General features: G+C 74.0%; 17 protein-coding genes. 5 read left to right on the top strand and 12 right to left on the bottom strand.

Annotated features, from left to right (window positions below; translation table 11 throughout):
* Positions 1 to 73 precede the first annotated feature (73 nt).
* Positions 74 to 1948: an anthranilate synthase family protein gene (locus tag ABZ621_RS03770; RefSeq protein WP_360600335.1), complete on the top strand. Its 1875-nt coding sequence runs from the start codon at positions 74 to 76 to the stop codon at positions 1946 to 1948.
* Here the strand turns inward: ABZ621_RS03770 and ABZ621_RS03765 are convergent.
* The 4 genes from ABZ621_RS03765 to ABZ621_RS03750 all read right to left on the bottom strand — a co-directional run bounded on the left by ABZ621_RS03765 (position 1945) and on the right by ABZ621_RS03750 (position 5716).
* Positions 1945 to 2946 (bottom strand): 2-hydroxyacid dehydrogenase, encoded by a 1002-nt coding sequence (locus ABZ621_RS03765; RefSeq protein ID WP_360600333.1) that lies wholly within the window; start codon positions 2944 to 2946, stop codon positions 1945 to 1947. The genes ABZ621_RS03770 and ABZ621_RS03765 overlap by 4 nt on opposite strands.
* 79 nt (positions 2947 to 3025) lie before the next feature.
* A complete protein-coding gene (locus tag ABZ621_RS03760; RefSeq protein ID WP_360600811.1) occupies positions 3026 to 3673 on the bottom strand; it encodes a response regulator transcription factor in 648 nt (215 codons plus the stop codon).
* A gap of 44 nt (positions 3674 to 3717) precedes the next feature.
* Entirely contained in the window at positions 3718 to 4947 is a 1230-nt protein-coding gene (locus ABZ621_RS03755) for a DUF5931 domain-containing protein (protein WP_360600331.1), read from the bottom strand.
* A 37-nt stretch (positions 4948 to 4984) separates the two neighbouring features.
* Positions 4985 to 5716 (bottom strand): lysophospholipid acyltransferase family protein, encoded by a 732-nt coding sequence (locus ABZ621_RS03750; protein WP_360600329.1) that lies wholly within the window; start codon positions 5714 to 5716, stop codon positions 4985 to 4987.
* A 191-nt stretch (positions 5717 to 5907) separates the two neighbouring features.
* On the opposite strand from ABZ621_RS03750, the gene ABZ621_RS03745 reads away from it, so the two are divergent.
* Positions 5908 to 6690: an alpha/beta fold hydrolase gene (locus tag ABZ621_RS03745; protein ID WP_360600327.1), complete on the top strand. Its 783-nt coding sequence runs from the start codon at positions 5908 to 5910 to the stop codon at positions 6688 to 6690.
* Complete coding sequence (locus ABZ621_RS03740) at positions 6683 to 7360, top strand: hypothetical protein (RefSeq protein WP_360600325.1); 678 nt, start codon at positions 6683 to 6685, stop codon at positions 7358 to 7360. Before ABZ621_RS03745 ends, ABZ621_RS03740 begins: the two co-directional genes overlap by 8 nt.
* Positions 7361 to 7535: 175 nt before the next feature.
* On the opposite strand, the gene ABZ621_RS03735 is transcribed toward ABZ621_RS03740, so the two are convergent.
* The 6 genes from ABZ621_RS03735 to ABZ621_RS03710 all read right to left on the bottom strand — a co-directional run bounded on the left by ABZ621_RS03735 (position 7536) and on the right by ABZ621_RS03710 (position 12471).
* The gene (locus ABZ621_RS03735; RefSeq protein WP_360600323.1) at positions 7536 to 8291 is read right to left on the bottom strand and encodes an endonuclease/exonuclease/phosphatase family protein; all 756 of its coding nucleotides are present in this window, start codon (positions 8289 to 8291) and stop codon (positions 7536 to 7538) included.
* A 75-nt stretch (positions 8292 to 8366) separates the two neighbouring features.
* Positions 8367 to 9308: an ROK family glucokinase gene (locus ABZ621_RS03730; RefSeq protein ID WP_169085630.1), complete on the bottom strand. Its 942-nt coding sequence runs from the start codon at positions 9306 to 9308 to the stop codon at positions 8367 to 8369.
* A 66-nt stretch (positions 9309 to 9374) separates the two neighbouring features.
* The gene (locus ABZ621_RS03725) at positions 9375 to 9860 is read right to left on the bottom strand and encodes a DUF5304 domain-containing protein (protein WP_360600320.1); all 486 of its coding nucleotides are present in this window, start codon (positions 9858 to 9860) and stop codon (positions 9375 to 9377) included.
* A gap of 55 nt (positions 9861 to 9915) precedes the next feature.
* Entirely contained in the window at positions 9916 to 11064 is a 1149-nt protein-coding gene (locus tag ABZ621_RS03720; protein ID WP_360600318.1) for an ArsA-related P-loop ATPase, read from the bottom strand.
* Between the two features lie 107 nt (positions 11065 to 11171).
* On the bottom strand, positions 11172 to 11612 hold the full coding sequence (locus tag ABZ621_RS03715; protein ID WP_360600317.1) for an SRPBCC family protein: 441 nt from the start codon (positions 11610 to 11612) through the stop codon (positions 11172 to 11174).
* 91 nt (positions 11613 to 11703) lie between these two features.
* Entirely contained in the window at positions 11704 to 12471 is a 768-nt protein-coding gene (locus ABZ621_RS03710; protein ID WP_360600315.1) for a metallophosphoesterase, read from the bottom strand.
* Positions 12472 to 12730: 259 nt separating this feature from the next.
* Here ABZ621_RS03710 and ABZ621_RS03705 point away from each other — a divergent pair, with 259 nt between their 5' ends.
* The gene (locus tag ABZ621_RS03705) at positions 12731 to 14530 is read left to right on the top strand and encodes an AMP-dependent synthetase/ligase (RefSeq protein ID WP_360600313.1); all 1800 of its coding nucleotides are present in this window, start codon (positions 12731 to 12733) and stop codon (positions 14528 to 14530) included.
* Between the two features lie 48 nt (positions 14531 to 14578).
* On the opposite strand, the gene ABZ621_RS03700 is transcribed toward ABZ621_RS03705, so the two are convergent.
* The gene (locus ABZ621_RS03700; protein WP_360600311.1) at positions 14579 to 15721 is read right to left on the bottom strand and encodes a glycosyltransferase family 4 protein; all 1143 of its coding nucleotides are present in this window, start codon (positions 15719 to 15721) and stop codon (positions 14579 to 14581) included.
* A gap of 96 nt (positions 15722 to 15817) precedes the next feature.
* On the opposite strand from ABZ621_RS03700, the gene ABZ621_RS03695 reads away from it, so the two are divergent.
* The gene (locus ABZ621_RS03695) at positions 15818 to 17095 is read left to right on the top strand and encodes a glycosyltransferase family 87 protein (RefSeq protein ID WP_360600309.1); all 1278 of its coding nucleotides are present in this window, start codon (positions 15818 to 15820) and stop codon (positions 17093 to 17095) included.
* Here the strand turns inward: ABZ621_RS03695 and ABZ621_RS03690 are convergent.
* Entirely contained in the window at positions 17056 to 18393 is a 1338-nt protein-coding gene (locus tag ABZ621_RS03690) for an MATE family efflux transporter (RefSeq protein WP_360600307.1), read from the bottom strand. The two genes, ABZ621_RS03695 and ABZ621_RS03690, sit on opposite strands and share 40 nt — an antisense overlap.
* Between the last annotated feature and the right edge of the window lie 74 nt (positions 18394 to 18467).

Below are 18467 nucleotides of genomic sequence, written 5' to 3'. Positions count from 1 at the left end.
GCCCGAGGGGCGGCCTTTCTCGTACCCGCGAGGCCGTTCCTCTCCGTACTCCGACCGGAAGGAACCCACTGCCATGGACTTCGACCTCTCCCGTCTCCTCGACGACTCCGCCCCGCCGTTCGCGCTGCTGCGCCGCCGCACCCCGGGCCGTGACCACGACACCGTCGAGGTGCTGATCGGCGCCGTCCACGAGGCCGAGCGGCTCGCCGACCTGCCGGTGGGCGAGCGGCCCGCGCTCGCGCTGGTGCCGTTCCGGCAGATCCGGGAGCGCGGCTTCGACGTGCGGGACGACGGGACGCCGCTGTCGGTGCTGGTCGCCGAGGAGACGTACGAACTGCCGCTCGCCGGGGTGCTCGACGCGCTGCCCGCGCACCGGGTCGAGGTCTCCGGCGGGGCCTTCGACGTCTCCGACGAGGAGTACGCGGGGATCGTGCGGCGGGTGATCGAGGAGGAGATCGGCGGCGGCGAGGGCGCGAACTTCGTCATCCGGCGGACGTACACCGGGGAGATCGGGGGCTTCGGGCGGGCCGACGCGCTGGCGCTCTTCCGGCGGCTGCTCGCGGGCGAGCGGGGCGCGTACTGGACCTTCGTCGTGCACACCGGGGAGCGGTGCCTGGTCGGGGCCAGCCCCGAGGTGCACGTGCGGATGGCGGGCGGGACCGTGGTCATGAACCCGATCAGCGGCACGTACCGCTACCCGGACGGGGGCGCGCCGACCGCCGAGGGGCTGCTCGGCTTCCTCGCCGACCGCAAGGAGACCGAGGAGCTCTCCATGGTGGTCGACGAGGAGCTGAAGATGATGTGCACGGTCGGGGACATGGGCGGGGTGGTGATCGGGCCCCGGCTGAAGGAGATGGCCCATCTCGCGCACACCGAGTACGAGCTGCGCGGCCGGTCCTCGCTCGACGTGCGGGAGGTGCTGCGGGAGACGATGTTCGCGGCGACCGTGACGGGCTCCCCGGTGCAGAACGCCTGCCGGGTGATCGAGCGCCACGAGGCCGGCGGGCGCGGCTACTACGCGGGGGCGCTCGCGCTCCTCGGCACGGACGCGAACGGGGCGCAGACCCTGGACTCCCCCATCCTGATCCGCACCGCCGACATCGCGGCCGACGGGCGGCTCCGGGTGCCGGTGGGGGCGACCCTGGTGCGGCACTCGGACCCGGCGGGCGAGGTCGCGGAGACCCACGCGAAGGCGGCGGCGGTCCTGGCGGCGCTCGGGGTGCGGGAGGGGCGCCCGGCGGAGGACTCCGCGTCGCGGCCGCGGCTGGCGGACGATCCGCGGGTGCGCGCCGCGCTCGACGCCCGGCGGGCGGACCTGGCGCCGTTCTGGCTGCGGATGCAGACCCGGTCGGCGGAGCTGACGGGGCACGCGCTGGTGGTCGACGCGGAGGACACCTTCACCGCGATGCTGGCGCATCTGCTGCGCTCCTCGGGCCTGGAGGTGTCGGTGCTGCGGTACGACGAGCCGGGGCTGCGGGAGCTGGCGCTCGCGCACGAGGGTCCGGTGGTGCTCGGGCCCGGCCCGGGCGATCCGACGGACGCGGCCGACCCGAAGATGCGGTTCCTGCGCGGGCTCACCTCCGAGCTGCTGCGCGGCCACCGGCACGGCCTCCTCGGCGTGTGCCTGGGGCACGAGCTGATCGCGGCGGAGCTGGGCCTGGACATCGTGCGCAAGCGGACCCCGTTCCAGGGCGCGCAGGTGCGGATCGGCCTCTTCGGGCAGGAGCGGACGGTCGGCTTCTACAACAGCTTCACGGCGCGCTGCGACGAGCGGGAGGCGACGGAGCTGGCGCTGCACCGGATCGAGGTGAGCCGGGACGCGGCGACGGACGAGGTGCACGCGCTGCGCGGCCCCGGCTTCGCGGGCGTGCAGTTCCACCCGGAGTCGGTGCTGACGCTGGAGGGGGCCTCGGTGACGGCCTCGCTGCTCGCCGGGGTGCTGGTCTAGGAGGCGGCCCGCGGGACCAGGACGTTCTCGCCGCGCCTGCCCTGGGTGTAGTCGAGGACGTTCCGGACCGTGGTGTCGATGATCTGGCCGACCGCGTCGACGGTGTAGTACGCCTGGTGGCTCGTCACCACCACGTTCGGGAAGGTGACGAGGCGGGCGAGGGTGTCGTCCTCGACGCCCGCGAGGGACTTGTCGAGGAAGAAGAGGCCGGCCTCGGCCTCGTAGACGTCGAGGCCGACGCCGGCGAAGCGGCCGGCGCGGAGCTCGGTGACGAGGGCGTCGGTGTCGACGAGGCCGCCCCGGCTGGAGTTGACCAGGATCGCGTCGTCCTTCATGGCCTTGAGGGCGGCGGCGTCGATGAGGTGGTGGGTGGCGGGCAGCAGCGGCACGTGGAGGCTGACGAGGTCGGCCTCGGCGAGGAGCCGGTCCTTCTCGACGTACTCCATGCCGAGGTCGGCGCAGGCGGGGTTCTCCGCGACGTCCCAGCCGAGGAGCCGCATGCCGAAGCCGTGGGCGATCCGGGCGAAGGCCTCGCCGATCTTGCCGGTGCCGAGGACGCCGGCGGTACGGCCCCGCATGTCGCGGCCCATCAGCCCGTCGAGGCGGAAGTCGAAGTCGCGGGTGCGGTTGGAGGCGCGGACGATCCGCCGGTTGACGGCCATGGCCAGGGTCCAGGCGAACTCGGCGACGGAGTACGGCGAGTAGAACGAGACCCGGGCGACGGTGAGGCCGAGGCGCTCGGCGACCTCCAGGTCGATGTTGTTGAAGCCGGTGGAGCGCTGGGCGATCATCTGGGTCCCGCCGGCCGCCAGGGTCTGCAGGACCCGGTGGTCGAGGATCGCGTTGACGCTGGTGGAGATGACCTCGTAGCCGGCCGCGATGGGGGCGGTGTCCTCGGTGAGGAAGACGTCGAGGCAGCGGACGTCGTGGTGGCCCGCGAACGCCTTCTCGATCATCGGCTTCTCGTCCGCCTGCACGCCGAATGCCAGGATCTCCACGACAGTCCTCTCGCCGAAAGGCCGCATATGCGCCCGAATATACGGCCGCTGTCGGCGCCCCGCTCGGCCACTCGGCCGGTCAGCCCTCGTCGAGGCCGCGCTCGATCGCGTACCGGACCAGCTCGACGCGGTTGTGCAGCTGGAGCTTGCCGAGGGTGTTCTGGACGTGGTTCTGCACGGTGCGGTGCGAGATGACGAGCCGCTCGGCGATCTGCTTGTAGCTGAGGCCCTTGGCGACGAGCCGGAGGACCTCGGTCTCGCGGTCGGTGAGGCGCGGCGCCTCGGGCTCCCCGGCGCCCGCGGCGGGCGCGGGCTCGGAGGCGAGGCGGCGGTACTCGCCGAGGACCAGACCGGCGAGGCCCGGGGTGAAGACGGGGTCGCCGACGGCGGTGCGGCGGACCGCGTCGATCAGCTCCTCGGCGCCCGCCGACTTCAGCAGGTAGCCGGTGGCGCCGGACTTCACGGCCTCCAGGACGTCGGCGTGCTCGCCGCTCGCCGAGAGGACCAGGACCCGCAGGCCGGGCAGCGAGCCGACCAGCTCCTTGCAGACCTGGACGCCCGGCTTGGCCGGCAGGTTCAGGTCCAGGACGAGGACGTCGGGGGCGACCGCCGGGGCGCGGCGGACGGCCTGCTCGCCGTCGCCGGCGGTGGCGACCACGTCGAAGCCCGCCTCGGCCAGGTCGCGGGCGACCGCGTCCCGCCACATGGGGTGGTCGTCGACGACCATCACCTTGATGGTCCGGTCCTGCTCCGCCGGGCTCTGCGCCTCGTTCACTGCTCTCCTGCCTTCCCCCGTGCGCCCCGCGCGGGTCGCGGGACCTTCAGTTCGACTTCGGTGCCCTGGCCGGGGACCGAGATCAGCTCGGCCGTGCCCCCCAGATCGCGCAGACGCCCCCGGATGGAGAGCGCGACGCCCATCCGGCCCTCGCCCTCCGCCTGGGCGAGCCGGCCCTCCGGGATGCCCGGGCCGTCGTCCCTGACGGTGACGATGACCTCGTCGTCCCAGTCCTCGACCAGGATCCACGCGCGCGCGTCCGCGCCCGCGTGCACCCGGACATTGTCCAGGGCGGCGCCGACGGCGGCGGCCAGTTCGCGGGCGGCCCCGGCGGGCAGCGGCACGGGCACCCCGGGGTCGGAGAGGGTGACCCGGGCGCCGGCCCGCGGGGCGAGCAGGGTGCGCAGGTCGACCGGGGTGTCGTCGGCGGGCTCGTCGTCGACCTCGACGACCCGGACGACCGCCCCCTCGGACTCGTCCTCGGAGACGTGGCTGGTACGGGTGAGACCGCCGGCCACCAGGGTCCGCAGGGCGACCTCCTGCTCGCCGGCCATCCGGCCCAGCTCGGCGGCCTCGCCGCCGAGGGCGGTGCCGCGCCGCTGCACCATCGCGAGGACCTGGAGGACGCTGTCGTGGATGTCGCGGGCGAGCCGCTCCCGCTCCCGGGTGGCGGCCTCGATCTCCAGGGCGCGGGCGAGGGTGCGCTCGGAGGCGCGGGCGACCTCGACGACGTATCCGATGGCGATGGAGGCCACCCAGACCAGGATCACGTTGTGGACGGTGTCCCGGCTGGGGTGGGCCCGTTCGATGATGTTGGCGACGGCGACCAGGGAGGAGGCGAGGCCCGCCCAGCGCCAGCCGCCCTTGATGGCGTAGGCGAGGACCGAGCCGGCCGTCCATATGGTCGGCAGCGTGGGGCCGTCCATGGACTGGGCGTGGGCGTCGGCGAGCGGGGTGAGGAGGATGCCGGTGAGGGCGACGGTGAGGTCGGCGACGAGGAAGCGCTTGGTGCAGCTGGCCGCGTTCGCCACCTTGGGAAGGGTGGCGAGGGTCCAGACGCAGAGCACCGCGAGGTAGGCGACGGCGATCCAGGGCCGCTCGTAGCGGTCCCGGCCGGTGACGAAGATCAGCACCGCGTAGACCATCGTCAGGACCCGGTAGCCGGTCAGCGCACGCCACAGCGGCTGCTCCACCGACATGCGCACGACACGCTCGCGCTTGGCCATCTCCCCCACCCCCCGCCGGCGCTCCCTGACGGGAGGGTCAGGCGCCGGACTCTTCCCGTGCGGCGATCTCCGCCTTCACGGCCTCCTTGGCGGCCTTCTCGGCCTCCGCGAGCTGCCGCTTGGCGGCGGTCGCGTAGATGTCGACGTACTCCTGCCCGGAGAGCTTCATGATCTCGTACATGACCTCGTCGGTCACCGAGCGCAGGATGAAGCGGTCGCCGTCCATGCCGTGGTAGCGGGAGAAGTCCAGCGGCTTGCCGATCCTGATCCCGGGGCGCATCAGCTTCGGGACGACCTTGCCGGGCGGCTGGATCTTCTCGGTGTCGATCATGGCGACCGGGATCACCGGGGCGCCGGTGGCCAGCGCCACCCGGGCCAGGCCGCCGGGCTTGCCGCGGTAGAGCCGGCCGTCGGGCGAGCGGGTGCCCTCGGGGTAGATGCCGAAGAGGCCGCCGCCCTCGATGACCTCGATGCCGGCCCTGATGGCGGCCTCGCCGGCGCCACGGGCGCCCGAGCGGTCCACCGGGAGCTGGCCGACGCCCTTGAAGAAGGCGGCCGTCAGCCGGCCCTTCACACCGGGCGTGGTGAAGTACTCCGCCTTCGCGATGAAGGTGACCTTCCGGTCCAGGACGGCCGGCAGGAAGAACGAGTCCGAGAAGGACAGGTGGTTGCTGGCGAGGATCGCGGGGCCCTCGGCGGGAATGTTCTCCAAGCCCTCCACCCAGGGCCGGAAGGCCAGCTTCAGGGAGCCTCCAATGGAGAACTTCATTGCGCCGTAGATCAACTCGCCATGCCTTCCGTGTGCCGTCGTGACGACTTTATCCCGTACCGACCGGCCGCCCCGGCTGCGGCCCTGGTCGGTGTCGGTCCGGTCGCGTACCGTGAAGGTCCCTTCCCCCATCTCCGCACCGGTTCCGGCGCCCCGGCGCACCGGAGCCGCAGACCGAACAGGAGACCCCGGTGCCGGTCCTTCCCGGAGCCGAGCCGTACCGCCATGAGGGCGGAGAGGTCGGCGTCCTTCTCTGTCACGGATTCACCGGTTCCCCGCAGTCGATGCGCCCGTGGGCCGAGTACCTCGCGGACCGCGGCCTGACGGTGTCCGTGCCGCTGCTGCCCGGGCACGGCACGCGCTGGCAGGACATGCAGCTCACCACCTGGCACGACTGGTACGCGGAGGTGGACCGGGCGCTGCGCGAGCTGACCGCCCGCTGCTCCACCGTCTTCGTCTTCGGTCTCTCCATGGGCGGGGCGCTGACCCTGCGGCTCGCGGCGAAGCACGGCGACGCGGTGCGCGGCATCGTGCTCGTCAACCCGGGCAACAAGGTGCACGGCCTCGCCGCGCACGCCCTGCCGGTGGTGCGGCACCTCGTGCCCACGACGAAGGGCATCGCCAGCGACATCGCGAAGGAGGGCGTGACCGAGATCGGCTACACCCGGGTGCCGCTGCACGCGGCGCACTCGCTGCGGCGGTTCTTCCGGCAGGTCGACGGCGAGCTGCCGCAGGTCACGCAGCCGCTCCTGCTGCTGCACAGCCCGCGGGACCACGTGGTCCCGCCGGCCGACTCGGCCCGGATCCTCGGCCGGGTCTCCTCCGCCGACGTGACGGAGATCCTGCTGGAACAGAGTTACCACGTCGCGACGTTGGACCATGACGCGGAGAGGATCTTCGAGGAGAGTCTGGCGTTCGTCGAGCGTCTCGCCCCGGGACTCGTGGGCGGGAAGGGGAGCAGGAGCGGTGGCTGACCAGCAGGACGGTGGCGAGCGGGAGCCGCAGCCCATCGACGAGGAAGCGGCGTGGGCCGCGATCGTCGCGGGGTACGGCGAGGAGCCCGTGGACCCGCCCGGGACCCGGCCCTTCCGGCCGATCGAGAACCTGCGGCTCCCTGAGCCGGAGGAGCTCGACGCCCGCGAGGCCCGCGAGGCCTCGCCCTCGCCCTCGGCCTCGGGCGCGGACGTGCCGAAGCCGGACAAGACGCGGCGGGAGCCGCCCGCGCCGGAGCCCGAGGACGAAGGGGACGGTGCCGGGGACGGCCCCGGCGCCGGGAAGCCGGCCCTCGGCAGCTCGGTCACCTTCGCGCCCGGGGTGCGCCCGAGCGGCGGGCCGCGCGACTACAGCCCGGCCGAGCCGCCCGAGGCGGGCCCCGGGAGCTCGGACGAGGGCCACTTCGTGCCGCCGGAGCCCCCGCCGCTCCCCGAGGCCGACACCACCACCAAGTTCGCCTGGCTCGCCGTGGTCGGCGGCCCGGTCCTGATGCTCCTCGCGGTCCTCTTCCGCTGGGACATGACCTGGTGGCTCACCACCCTGTGCGTCGGCGGCTTCCTGGGCGGCTTCGTGACCCTGGTGGCCCGGATGAAGGGCGACGACGAGGACGGGGACGGCTACGACGACCCGGGCCGCGGCGCGGTGGTCTGACCTCCCCGTGACCGCCCCGGCCGCCGGCCCTCCGCCCGGAGCCTGACCGCCGCCGGCACCGGGAGGTGGGCTGTTCCTCCCGACGCGGCCCTCGCACCGCTCGGCGCCGGGGCGCCTCCCGGGCTTCGGCCGGCTGCGGCGGACTCCGTCCGCCGGGCGCGTGCCGGGGCCCCGGTCAGCCCTCCGCCCGGAGCCTGACCGCCGCCAGCACCGGGAGGTGGTCGGTGGCGGTGGTCAGGTCGGTGGGGGGCAGGTCGGTGGGGACTCCGCAGCCGAGGAACTCGACGGCGGGGGTCGCCAGGATCGCGTCGATGCGCTGGTGCGGGTTCCCGGCGGGGTGGGTGTGTCCGGTGCCCCGCGGGGCACTCGTCCAGCCGTCCCGGAGCGTCGCGGTGAGCCGGGCGTGGGCGGGGCCGCCGGGGCGCTCGTTGAGGTCGCCCGCGACGATCGTGTACGGGGTGCCCAGCGCGGCGACCCGGTCGAGGACCAGGCCGGCCTGGGCGTACCGCTCGTCCTTCCGCAGGCTCAGGTGGCAGCTGACGAGGCCGAGCCGGGCGGCCCCGAAGCGGACGACGGCGGTGGCGAGGCCGCGCCGGTGCAGGCCGGGGGTGAGCGGCAGCAGCACGTCCTCGGTGCGCTCCACGGTGGCGCGCAGCGAACAGAGCAGCAGCGGTCCCGCGGCGGTCGCCCCGCCGGAGAGGACGACCAGTTCGCTCTTGGCGGCGAGCCGGGCCGCGTGCTTGCGCCAGCGGAAGAAGCGCGGCGCCTCCTGGACGAGGACGACGTCGGGCGCGCAGGCCCGGATCACCCGGGCGAGGGCGTCCTCGTCGTCGCGCATCGAGCGGATGTTGTAGCTGAGGATCCGGACCACGGCGGAGCCGTCCGGCTCGGTACGGGAGGCCGGCAGCGCGCCGGTCGCGTCGAGGGCCATGGCCCCAACATAGGCCGGATGCCCGCCCCGCCCCAGAGGGCGCGACGGGCATCGACCCGTGGGAACGCGGCGGGCTCAGCCCTGTCGGGCCAGGTCCGCGGCGCCGACGAGACCGGCCTTGTTGCCCAGCTGCGCGGCGAGGACCTGCGCGTGCGGGCGGTAGCTGCCGCCGATCAGCCAGCGCCGGAAGGACTTCCGGATCGGGTCGAGCACGAGCTCGCCCTCGTCGGAGACGCCGCCGCCGACGATGAACGCGGACGGGTCGAAGAGCGAGGCGAGGTCGGCGAGACCGGCGCCGGCCCAGCGGGCCAGCTCGCGGAAGGAGTCGACGGCCACGAGGTCGCCGGCGCGGGCGGCCTCGCTGACGTGCTTGCCCTGGATGCCCTCGGGGGTGCCGTCGCCGAGCGAGAGCAGGACCTTCGCGTTCTCGGGGGTCGCGGCGGCGCGCTGCCGGGCGTACCGGACGAGGGCGCGGCCGGAGGCGTACTGCTCCCAGCAGCCCTGGCTGCCGCAGCCGCAGAGCAGGCCGTCCGGGACGACCCGGATGTGGCCGAACTCGGCGGCGACGCCGAAGCGTCCGCGGCGCAGCTTGTTGCCGATGATGATGCCGCCGCCGAGGCCGGTGCCGAGGGTGATGCAGATGACGTCCTCGTGGCCCTGGCCTGCGCCGAAGCGGTACTCGCCCCAGGCCGCGGCGTTGGCGTCGTTCTCCACCACGACGGGGAGGCCGACGCGCTGTTCGACCTTGTCCTTCAGCGGCTCGTGCCGCCAGTCGATGTTCGGGGCGAAGAGGACGGTGGCCCGCTTGTCGTCGACGTAACCGGCCGCGCCGATGCCGACGGCCTCGATCGGGTGGCCCTTGCCCGCCTCGGAGACGGCGGCGCAGATGGCGTCGACGATGCCTTCGGAGGTCGGCGGGGTGGGCACCGTGTGCGTGTCGAGGATGCTGCCCTCCTCGTCGACCACGCCGGCCGCGATCTTCGTGCCGCCGATGTCGACGCCGATGGTGAGTCCCATGTGTCCCTCAGTTTTCGGTCGAGCCCCGCTAGGGCCCACCGTACCCGAGGGGAGGCGCCGTACTGATCAGTCCAGGTCGATGGGGCGGCCGGTGGCCGGGCCGTCGCCGCCGTCCTCGTGGTCGTCCCGGTCCTCGCCGCCGGGCGTGCGGCGGGGGTCGTCCTCGTCGAGGCCGGGGCCGCGGGTCCAGCGGGTCTCGTGGCCCTCGACGGCCGAGCGGTAGGCGGCGAGGAGCTCGCTGCCGGCGGCGGCGAGGTGGTCGAAGACCTGCGGATTGCGCTCGATGACCGGCTCGACGGCGGCCTTCGCCTGGTTGACGAGGCCCTTGACGGTCTCGGCCGCCTGGGCGGCGGCGCCCGCGGCCTGGCCGCCGAAGAGCGGGGCGGCGGCGCCGAGCCCGCCGGTGAGCTTCTCGGCGACGGCCTCGAAGAGCTTGCGGAACTCCTCGGCGGGCGAGCCGGGTTCCTCCCCGTGCCGCGCGCGGCGGCGGGCCTTCTCCGCCTCCAGGTCCTCGGCACACGCGTCGGCCCAGGCGTCCGGATCGCTGCTCATGGCGTACTCCTCCGTCGCTTCCCTTCCTTCGACGGTACACGCCCGGGGGCGGCGGTCAGGAGGGCTCGGGCCACAGTCCGGGGTCGGGGGCGAAGCGGATCGCGAGGTCCCCGTCGACGAGCCCCGCGCCGGTGACGGTGCAGCGGCGCAGGGCGGCGGGGAGGGGCAGGGTGCGGCGGAAGGGGCCCGCGCCGAGGAGCAGTTCGTCGCCCCTGCGGACGAGGGAGAGGTCCTGCTTGACGGCGCCGGGCAGCGGCAGGTGCCAGACGAGGACGCCGTCCCGGTCGCGCCGGTCCTCGACGGCCGGGGCGGGCGCGGGGACGGGGGGCGGGCCGGGGCGTACGGCGGCGAGCAGGGCGAGGTCCTCGGGGCCGCGCGGCTCGCGGCCGAGGTGCGGCAGCTCGTGCAGGAGCTCGCCGGCGTCGGCGCGGAGGGCGGCGAGCCGGCGGTGCTGCTCGGCGGTGAGGGCGGCGAGCCAGGGGTCCTCGGAGGCGGCGGGGAGGAGCCGGTTGGCGATCACGGCGTCGAGGACGAGGCCGTGCAGGGCGAGGCCGAGGCGGGCCTCGCGGAGGGTGGCGGTGGCGGCCGGTCCGGGTTCGAGGACGAGCCGGACGGTGGTGCCGGGGGCTTCGACGACGGCCTGGACGGCGGCGAGTTCCCGCTCCCAGCGGGCGGTGGTCTCGTACAGCCACTGGGCGGGCATGGGCACGCCGGCGAGCTGGGCGAGCATCGGGCGCAGCGCGCGGGCGGCCTGGCGCTCGGGCGGCAGCAGCCGGCGGAGGTAGCGGCGCAGCTGTTCGGGGAGGGCGAGCACGGTCAGCGCCTCGCGCAGCGGCGGCAGGTCGACGACGGCGACGTCGTGGTCGCCGGCGGCCGCCTCGCGCAGCGCCCGCAGCAGGGCGAACTGGCGGCTGCCGGGCAGTTCGGTCAGCTCGGCGTCCTCGAACGGCGCCGCCCCGAGGAGGTCGAGCACGGTCCCGGAGCGCGCCTGGAGGGCGAGGAACTCCCGCCGGAAGTCCCCGGCGGGGTCGGTCTGCAGCACGGTGAGCGTCCCGGGACCCACGCCGTCCACGACCGGCCCGGGGTCCGTGTCACCGGGGACGAGCAGCACCCGGCGGCCGGCGTGGGCCTCGGCGAGCGCGGTCGCCACGGCGACCGTGCTCCGCCCGGCGCCGCCGGTTCCGGTGACGAGGATGATCCGCATACGGGTGACGCTACCGCGCCGGGGCCCGGGCTCCGGCGCCGGACGGTCAGGAGCCCGGCACCCGGGCTCCTGACCCGGCGCGGCTCGGACCTCGGGCCCGGCGCGGCTCAGGCCTTGGACTCGACGCGCTTCTTCAGGCCGGCGAGGGCGCGGTCGATGATGACCTTCTCGGCCTTGCGCTTGATCATGCCGAGCATGGGGATCTTGACGTCGACGGTCAGCTGGTAGGTGACCTCGGTGCGGTCGCCGGCGAGCGGGGTGAGGCGGTAGGAGCCGTCGAGGGAGCGGAGCATCTGGGACTTGACCAGGGTCCAGCTGACCTCGTGGGAGCCGGTCCAGGTGTACGCGAGGGTGTGGTCGTCCTTGATCGCGCCGGCGTCGAGCACGAGCCGGACCTTCTCGGCGCGGCCGGCCTCGTCGGTGGAGAGGACCTCGGCCTGGGTGACCTCACCGGTCCAGTCGGGGTAGCGGGCGAAGTCGGCGATCACACCCATGACGTCGGCCGGCGCCGCCCCGATGGTGATGCTCGAGCTGGTGTGTTCGGCCATCGCGGTGGCTCCTCCACTGTGCGGTCCGGCGGAAGTCAAGGGGCACGGACACGTGCCGGGGGAAGGCTATCGCGCCCCCGTGCCGGCCCCGTCACCACTCCAGGGCGAAGGGGCGGCCAATCGCAGCGAAGTGCCCGACGTTCACGCACTCGGTGGCGCCGATCCGCATGCGGCGGGCGAGCGGCTGGTGGACGTGGCCGAAGAGGGCGTAGCGGGGCCGGGTGCGGCGGATGGCGTCGAGGAGGGCGCGGCTGCCGCGCTCGAAGCGGCGGGCGACGGTGTCGTAGGTGAGGTCGGGGACCTCCGGCGGGATGTGGGAGCAGAGGACGTCGACCTCGCCGAGGGCCTCGACCTTGGCGGCGTACTCCTCGTCGGAGATCTCGTACGGGGTGCGCATCGGGGTGCGCAGGCCGCCGCCGACGAAGCCGAAGACGAGGCCGCCGAGCTCGACGCGCCGGCCGTCGAGGACGGTGGTGCCGGGGCGGGCGTACTCGGGCCAGAGGGTGGGGATGTCGACGTTGCCGTAGGTGGCGTACGTGGGGGTGGGGAAGGCGGCGAAGAGTTCGGCGTACTGGCGGCGGACGGCGGCCTCGATGGCGGTGTCGCGGTCGACGTCGAGCCCGGCCCAGAGGCTGCGGCCCAGGTCGCGGGCCTCGTCGAAGCGACGGGCGGTGCGCAGCTCGACGAGACGGTCGGCGTTGGCCTCGCCGAAGAGGTCAGGGAAGATGCCGCGGCTGTGGTCGGCGTAGTCGAGGAAGAGGACCAGATCGCCGAGGCATATGAGGGCGTCGGCGCCGTCCCCCGCCCGGGCGAGGGCGTCGGTGTTGCCGTGCACGTCGCTGACCACGTGGACTCGCATGGGGTCCACCTTAGGGCGTCGGACCTGCGGTTACTTGGGAGTCCGGAAAGCTGTGGATTACTGTGCCCGGAGGGCCGTCATGCTGGTGTGACGCAGAGAACATCTGGCCGGAACCCCCTATCGGGAACCACGTACTCGTGGGTAACGTCCGGGCAGTCCACAGTCGTGCTCGCCCCCACCGAGCACCTGCCCGATCATGGACCGCACCGGTGCAAGCACACAGAGCCGTGGCACCGGAGCCCGATGAGGAGCAGCAGTCTTGCGCGAGTTCAGCCTTCCGGCCCTGTACGAGGTCCCTTCGGACGGCAACCTGACGGATCTCATCCGCCGCAACGCCTCCCAGCACCCAGACGTCGCCGTGATGGCCCGCAAGGCCCCTGACGGCGGGTGGACGGACGTGACCGCCAAGGAGTTCCTCGCCGAGGTCCGCGGGGCCGCCAAGGGCCTCATCGCCGCCGGGGTCGGCGTGGGCGACCGCGTCGCGCTGCTCTCCCGCACCCGCTACGAGTGGGTGCTGCTCGACTTCGCGATCTGGAGCGCGGGCGCGGTGACCGTGCCGGTGTACGAGACCAGCTCGCCGGAGCAGATCCAGTGGATCCTCGGCGACTCGGGCGCCTCGCTGGCGATCGTGGAGTCCGCCGCGCACCAGGCGTCGGTGGAGTCCGTACGCGGCGGGCTGCCGGCGCTGACGGGCCTGTGGCAGATCGAGGACGGCGCGGTCGAGCGGCTGACCGCCTCCGGCGCGGAGGTCTCGGACGAGGACCTGGACGCCCGGATGTCCGCGGCGAACGCGGACGACCCGGCGACGATCGTCTACACCTCGGGGACCACGGGCCGCCCCAAGGGCTGCGTGCTGACCCACCGGGCGTTCTTCGCCGAGTGCGGCAACGTGGTGGAGCGCCTGAAGCCGCTCTTCCGCACCGGCGAGTCCTCGGTGATGCTCTTCCTGCCGGCCGCGCACGTCTTCGGCCGGCTGATCGAGGTGGCCTCGGTGATGGCCCCGATCCGTCTCGGCTGTCTCCCGGACATCAAGACCCTCACGGACGAGCTGGCCTCCTTCCGCCCGACGCTGATCCTGGGCGTGCCGCGCGTCTTCGAGAAGGTGTACAACTCGGCGCGGGCCAAGGCGCAGGCCGACGGCAAGGGCAAGATCTTCGACAAGGCCGCGCACACGGCCATCGCCTACAGCCGCGCGCTCGCCACCCCGCAGGGCCCGTCCCTGGGCCTGCGGCTCAAGCACAAGCTCTTCGACAAGCTGGTCTTCTCGAAGCTGCGGGCGGTGCTCGGCGGCCGGGGCGAGTACGCGATCTCCGGCGGCGCGCCGCTCGGCGAGCGGCTCGGCCACTTCTTCCGCGGCATCGGCTTCACCGTCCTGGAGGGCTACGGCCTGACGGAGTCGTGCGCGGCCACCGCCTTCAACCCGTGGGACCGCCCGAAGATCGGCACGGTCGGCCAGCCGCTGCCGGGCTCGGTGGTGCGGATCGCGGACGACGGCGAGGTGCTGCTGCACGGCGAGCACATCTTCACGGAGTACTGGAACAACGAGGCGGCGACCGCCGAGGCGCTGGCCGACGGCTGGTTCCACACCGGTGACATCGGCACCCTCGACGAGGACGGTTACCTCGCGATCACCGGCCGCAAGAAGGAGATCCTGGTGACGGCGGGCGGCAAGAACGTCGCCCCGGCGGTCATCGAGGACCGAATCCGCGCCCACGCCCTGGTCGCGGAGTGCATGGTGGTCGGCGACGGCCGCCCGTTCGTCGGCGCCCTGGTCACCCTCGACGAGGAGTTCCTGGGCCGCTGGGCGAGCGAGCACGGCAAGCCGGCCGGCGTCACCGCCGCAGTCCTCCGCGACGACCCCGACCTGCTCGCCGAGGTCCAGCGGGCGGTCGACGACGGCAACGCCGCGGTCTCCAAGGCGGAGTCGGTCCGCAAGTTCCGCGTCCTGGCCGCCCAGTTCACCGAGGAGGCGGGCCACATCACCCCGTCGCTGAAGCTGAAGCGGAACGTGGTCGCGAAGGACTTCGCGGACGAGATCGAGGCGCTCTACACCAAGTGAGACAGGGGGAAGGGCCCGGCGCTTCGGCGCCGGGCCCTTCCCCCTGTCTCACAGCAGTTCCCTGAGCCGTTCCGCGAGCAGGTCCCAGCGCCACTTCTCCTCCACCCAGGCACGGCCCCGCTCGCCCATGCGGGCGCGGAGCTCCGGGTCGAGCAGGAGGGTGGTGACGCGGTCGGCGGTGTCCTCGGCGGATTCGCCGCGCACGACCCAGCCGGTCTCGCCGTCGAGGACGGCGTCGGGGGCGCCGCCGGAGTCGCCGGCGACGACCGGCAGCCCGGTCGCGGAGGCCTCCAGGTAGACGATGCCGAGCCCCTCGACGTCGAGGCCGCCGCGGCGGGTGCGGCACGGCATCGCGAAGACGTCGCCGGCGCCGTAGTGGGCGGGCAGCTCCGACCAGGGCACGGCGCCGGTGAAGCGGACGGAGCCGGCGACGCCGGTCTCGGCGGCGAGCCGGCGCAGCTCCTTCTCGTACGGGCCGCCGCCGACGATCAGCAGGACGGCGTCGGGCACCTGCCGCAGGATCCGGGGCAGGGCGCGGATCAGGGTGTCCTGGCCCTTGCGCGGGACCAGCCGGGAGACGCAGACCACGACGGGGCGGTCGGTGAGGCCGAGGCGGGCCCGGACCTCGTCGCCGCCGGAGCCGGGGTGGAAGGTCTTCTCGTCGACGCCGGGCGGCAACTGCACCATGCGGGCCGCGGCGGCCGGGGTGAGGGCGGACGCGATGCGGGACCGGGTGTACTCGCCGAGGTAGGTGATCGTGTCCGTGCCCTCGCCGATCCGGCGCAGCAGCTGCCGGGCGGCGGGCAGCTGGGCCCAGCCGGCCTCGTGCCCGTGGGTGGTGGCGACCAGCCGCTTCGCGCCGGCCCGGCGCAGCGCGGGCGCCATCAGGCCGAGCGGGGCGGCGGCGCCGAACCAGACCGACTCGCAGCCGTGCTCGCGCAGCAGCGCGGTCGCCCGGGCGGTCACACGTGGTGTGGGCAACAGCATGGTGGTGCGGTCCCGGACAACCGTGAAAGGCTGTTCCGCGTCGAACAGAGCGGTGGCCTCCGCACCTTCGCGGCCGCGCTTCCAGGTGGAGGCGTAGACCACGAGCCGGTCGGGGTCCAGTCGCAACGCCATGTTGTGCAGGAACGCCTGGATTCCGCCGGGACGCGGCGGGAAGTCGTTGGTTACGATCAGGGTCTTGTGCATCGTGACAGACAGTACGTGATGGCTCGCGACCGCACCCCACGCCCGGCACCACCCCTCTCCGCGAGAGCGGACCGACAGGACAGGAACAGGACAGGTATGACGGGCGCAGTGGAGATCGGCTCGCGCACGGCTGGGCGACTGCGGGAACTGCGTCTTCCGCTGGGGCTGTGGGCGCTGACCAGGATCATCCTGCTGATCTGCGTCTTCAAGATCGTGGTGGTGCCCGGCCCCGACGTCACCAGCGACGTGGAGCAGATCTACCAGAGCTGGTACGAGGTCCTGAAGACCGGCACCTACCCGCAGGACGACGTCACCTGGCAGTACCCACCGGCGGCGGCCCTCGCGATCCTCTCCCCCGCCCTGCTGCCGTTCCTGAACTACTCGGCCGCCTTCTTCGTGCTGGCCTTCCTCTGCGACGCCGCCGTCTTCGCGCTGCTCGTGTACACGGGCAAGCGGCCCGGCCGGTCGATGCGGGGCGCGTGGCTGTGGCTGGCGGCGGTGCCGCTGATGGGCCCGACGGCGTACGCCCGCTACGACATCATGGTCACCGCCGTGGCCGTGGCGGGGCTGCTCGCCGCGATCCGCAGTCCGCGGGTGCTGGGCGCGCTCGCCGGTTTCGGCGCGGTCCTCAAGGTGTGGCCGGCGCTGATCCTCGCGGGCACCCCGAAGGGCCGGGCGACCTGGCGCGCCTGGCCGGTCGCGGCCGGCGCGGCGCTGGGCGTCCTCGCGCTGTGCATGGTGTGGATGCCGGGCGGGCTCGCCTTCCTCTCCTTCCAGAGCGAGCGGGGCACGGAGGTCGAGTCGCTGGGCGCGATGGTCTTCCACGTGGCCCGGCACTTCGGCTGGGACGGCGAGGCGCGGATGAACTACGGCTCGATCGAGTTCCTCGGCCCGTACGTGTCCTGGGTGTCGAAGGGCGCGATGGCGCTGACGGTGGCGGCCTTCGGCTGGCTGCTGCTGTGGCGCTTCAAGGCGCGCCGCTTCACCTCCTCGACGGTCGCGGACGCGGCCTTCGTCGCGGTGCTGCTCTTCACCGCGACGAGCCGGGTGATCTCCCCCCAGTACATGATCTGGCTGGTCGGCCTGGCGGCGGTCTGCCTGGTGTACCGCTCCAGCCGGATGCGGACGCCGGCGTACCTGATCCTGTGGGCGACGGCGGTGACGCAGTTCGAGTTCCCGGTCTGGTTCTCGCACGTGACCCAGAGCGACTGGCTGGGCATCGGCGTGCTGTTCCTGCGCAACGGCCTGCTGATCGCGGCGACCCTGATGGCCTGCCGGATCCTGTGGAAGCACACGGTCACCGAGGCCGGCACGGTCATCCCGGTCCCGGAGGGTCAGCCGGAGCGCGAGAAGGTCCTGACCGGCTCGGCCTGAGCGGTTCTCGCGGTACGGCGGTGCAGCACCGCCAGCGCGCCGCACTGGGCGGCCATGGCGAGCGTCATGGCCAGGCAGACGCCGGGGAGCCCGAGGCCTGACAGGGCCACGGCGAGCGGCAGCTGGAGCAGGACGCCGGCGACGGTGATCCTGGCCAGGTACGGGCTCGCTCCCGCGCCCTCGAAGGCCCCGGCGGCGGCGATGTACGCGCCCAGGAGCGGCAGGTAGCCGGCGAGGCAGCGCAGGAAGAGCGCGCCCGCCGGGGCGACCTCGGGCCCGGCCCCGAAGAGCCGCATCACCCCGTCGGCGCCGGCCCACAGGAGCGCGGCGAAGCCCGTCCCGAGCGCCGCCCCGAGCAGGGCCGCGGTCCGGGCGACGCCCGCGCGCCCGCCGGTCCCGGTGCCGAGCAGGTGGGCGGTGTGGATGGCGGCGGCCTGGCGCACGGCGTAGAAGGCCATGGTGGCGACGTACATGCCCTTGCCGGCGATGCCGTAGGCGGCGGTCTCGGAGACGCCGAGCCGGGCGACGACGGCGACGAGGGCGAGCGCGCCGGCCATCCGCACGGTGAAGTCGGCGGCCATCGGCAGCCCGGTGGCCGCGGTGCGGCGCACGGCGGCTCCGGTGGTCCCCGCGGGCGCGGTGGCCCGCGCGGCCCTGAGCAGCGGATTGCGGCGGAGGACGACCGCTCCGACGGCGAGGGCGGCCGTGCGGCCGATGACGGTGGCGAGGGCGGCGCCCGCCACCCCGTGCGCGTGGATGAGCAGCGGGTCGAGGACCAGGATCAGACCGTTGGCGAGGAAGGCGAGCCGCATCGGGGTGCGGGTGTCTCCGGCGCCCTTGAGGACGCCGTCGAGGACGTGCCCGGCGTAGAAGACGGCGGTGCCGGGGAGCGAGACGGCGAGGTAGGCGACGGTGAGGCCGTACGCGCCGCCCCGGTCTCCGCCCAGGAGCAGCGCGGCGAGCGGCTCGCGGAGGAGGAAGCCGCCGACGGCGACGGGCGGGACGAGCAGCGCGCACAGGACGGCCCCGCCGCGGACGGCGGCGCGGACGGCCCCGGGGTCGGCGGCGCCGCGGGCCCGGGCGACGAGCACGGTGGTGCCGGAGCCGGCCGCGAGGACGACGCCGAGGAGCAGGTTCTCGACGTTGGTGGCGAGGGCGACGGCGGCGACCGCGTCCCCGCCGAGCCGGGCGACCCAGACCATGTTGACGATCCCGGCGGCGACCCCGGCGAGCAGCTCCAGATAGACCGGTCCGCCGAGCCGGACGAGTGTCCGGCGGTGGCTCCGCTGTGTCCCCACGCCCTACCCCCTCTAATCGATGTACCTCGATTAGAGGCACCTCGAAAAGAGGTAGCATGCGGGGACCGGAGACG

This window comes from Streptomyces sp. NPDC007863 (genome assembly GCF_040633895.1).
GTDB lineage: Bacteria > Actinomycetota > Actinomycetes > Streptomycetales > Streptomycetaceae > Streptomyces.
The sequence above is the reverse complement of the archived record's forward strand: the minus strand, read 5'-3'. Positions and strand labels throughout refer to the sequence as shown.

Bases quoted from the DNA above. Each gene is read 5' to 3' on its own strand.
- ABZ621_RS03735 (WP_360600323.1), bottom strand. From the start codon at position 8,291: ATGGCCCTCGACGCGACCGGCGCGCTGCCGGCCTCCCGTACCGAGCCG.
- ABZ621_RS03710 (WP_360600315.1), bottom strand. From the start codon at position 12,471: ATGCGAGTCCACGTGGTCAGCGACGTGCACGGCAACACCGACGCCCTC.
- ABZ621_RS03715 (WP_360600317.1), bottom strand. From the start codon at position 11,612: ATGGCCGAACACACCAGCTCGAGCATCACCATCGGGGCGGCGCCGGCC.
- ABZ621_RS03720 (WP_360600318.1), bottom strand. From the start codon at position 11,064: ATGCGGATCATCCTCGTCACCGGAACCGGCGGCGCCGGGCGGAGCACG.
- ABZ621_RS03755 (WP_360600331.1), bottom strand. From the start codon at position 4,947: ATGGCCAAGCGCGAGCGTGTCGTGCGCATGTCGGTGGAGCAGCCGCTG.
- ABZ621_RS03770 (WP_360600335.1), top strand. From the start codon at position 74: ATGGACTTCGACCTCTCCCGTCTCCTCGACGACTCCGCCCCGCCGTTC.
- ABZ621_RS03695 (WP_360600309.1), top strand. From the start codon at position 15,818: ATGACGGGCGCAGTGGAGATCGGCTCGCGCACGGCTGGGCGACTGCGG.
- ABZ621_RS03725 (WP_360600320.1), bottom strand. From the start codon at position 9,860: ATGAGCAGCGATCCGGACGCCTGGGCCGACGCGTGTGCCGAGGACCTG.
- ABZ621_RS03730 (WP_169085630.1), bottom strand. From the start codon at position 9,308: ATGGGACTCACCATCGGCGTCGACATCGGCGGCACGAAGATCGCGGCC.
- ABZ621_RS03750 (WP_360600329.1), bottom strand. From the start codon at position 5,716: ATGAAGTTCTCCATTGGAGGCTCCCTGAAGCTGGCCTTCCGGCCCTGG.
- ABZ621_RS03760 (WP_360600811.1), bottom strand. From the start codon at position 3,673: ATGGTCGTCGACGACCACCCCATGTGGCGGGACGCGGTCGCCCGCGAC.
- ABZ621_RS03700 (WP_360600311.1), bottom strand. From the start codon at position 15,721: ATGCACAAGACCCTGATCGTAACCAACGACTTCCCGCCGCGTCCCGGC.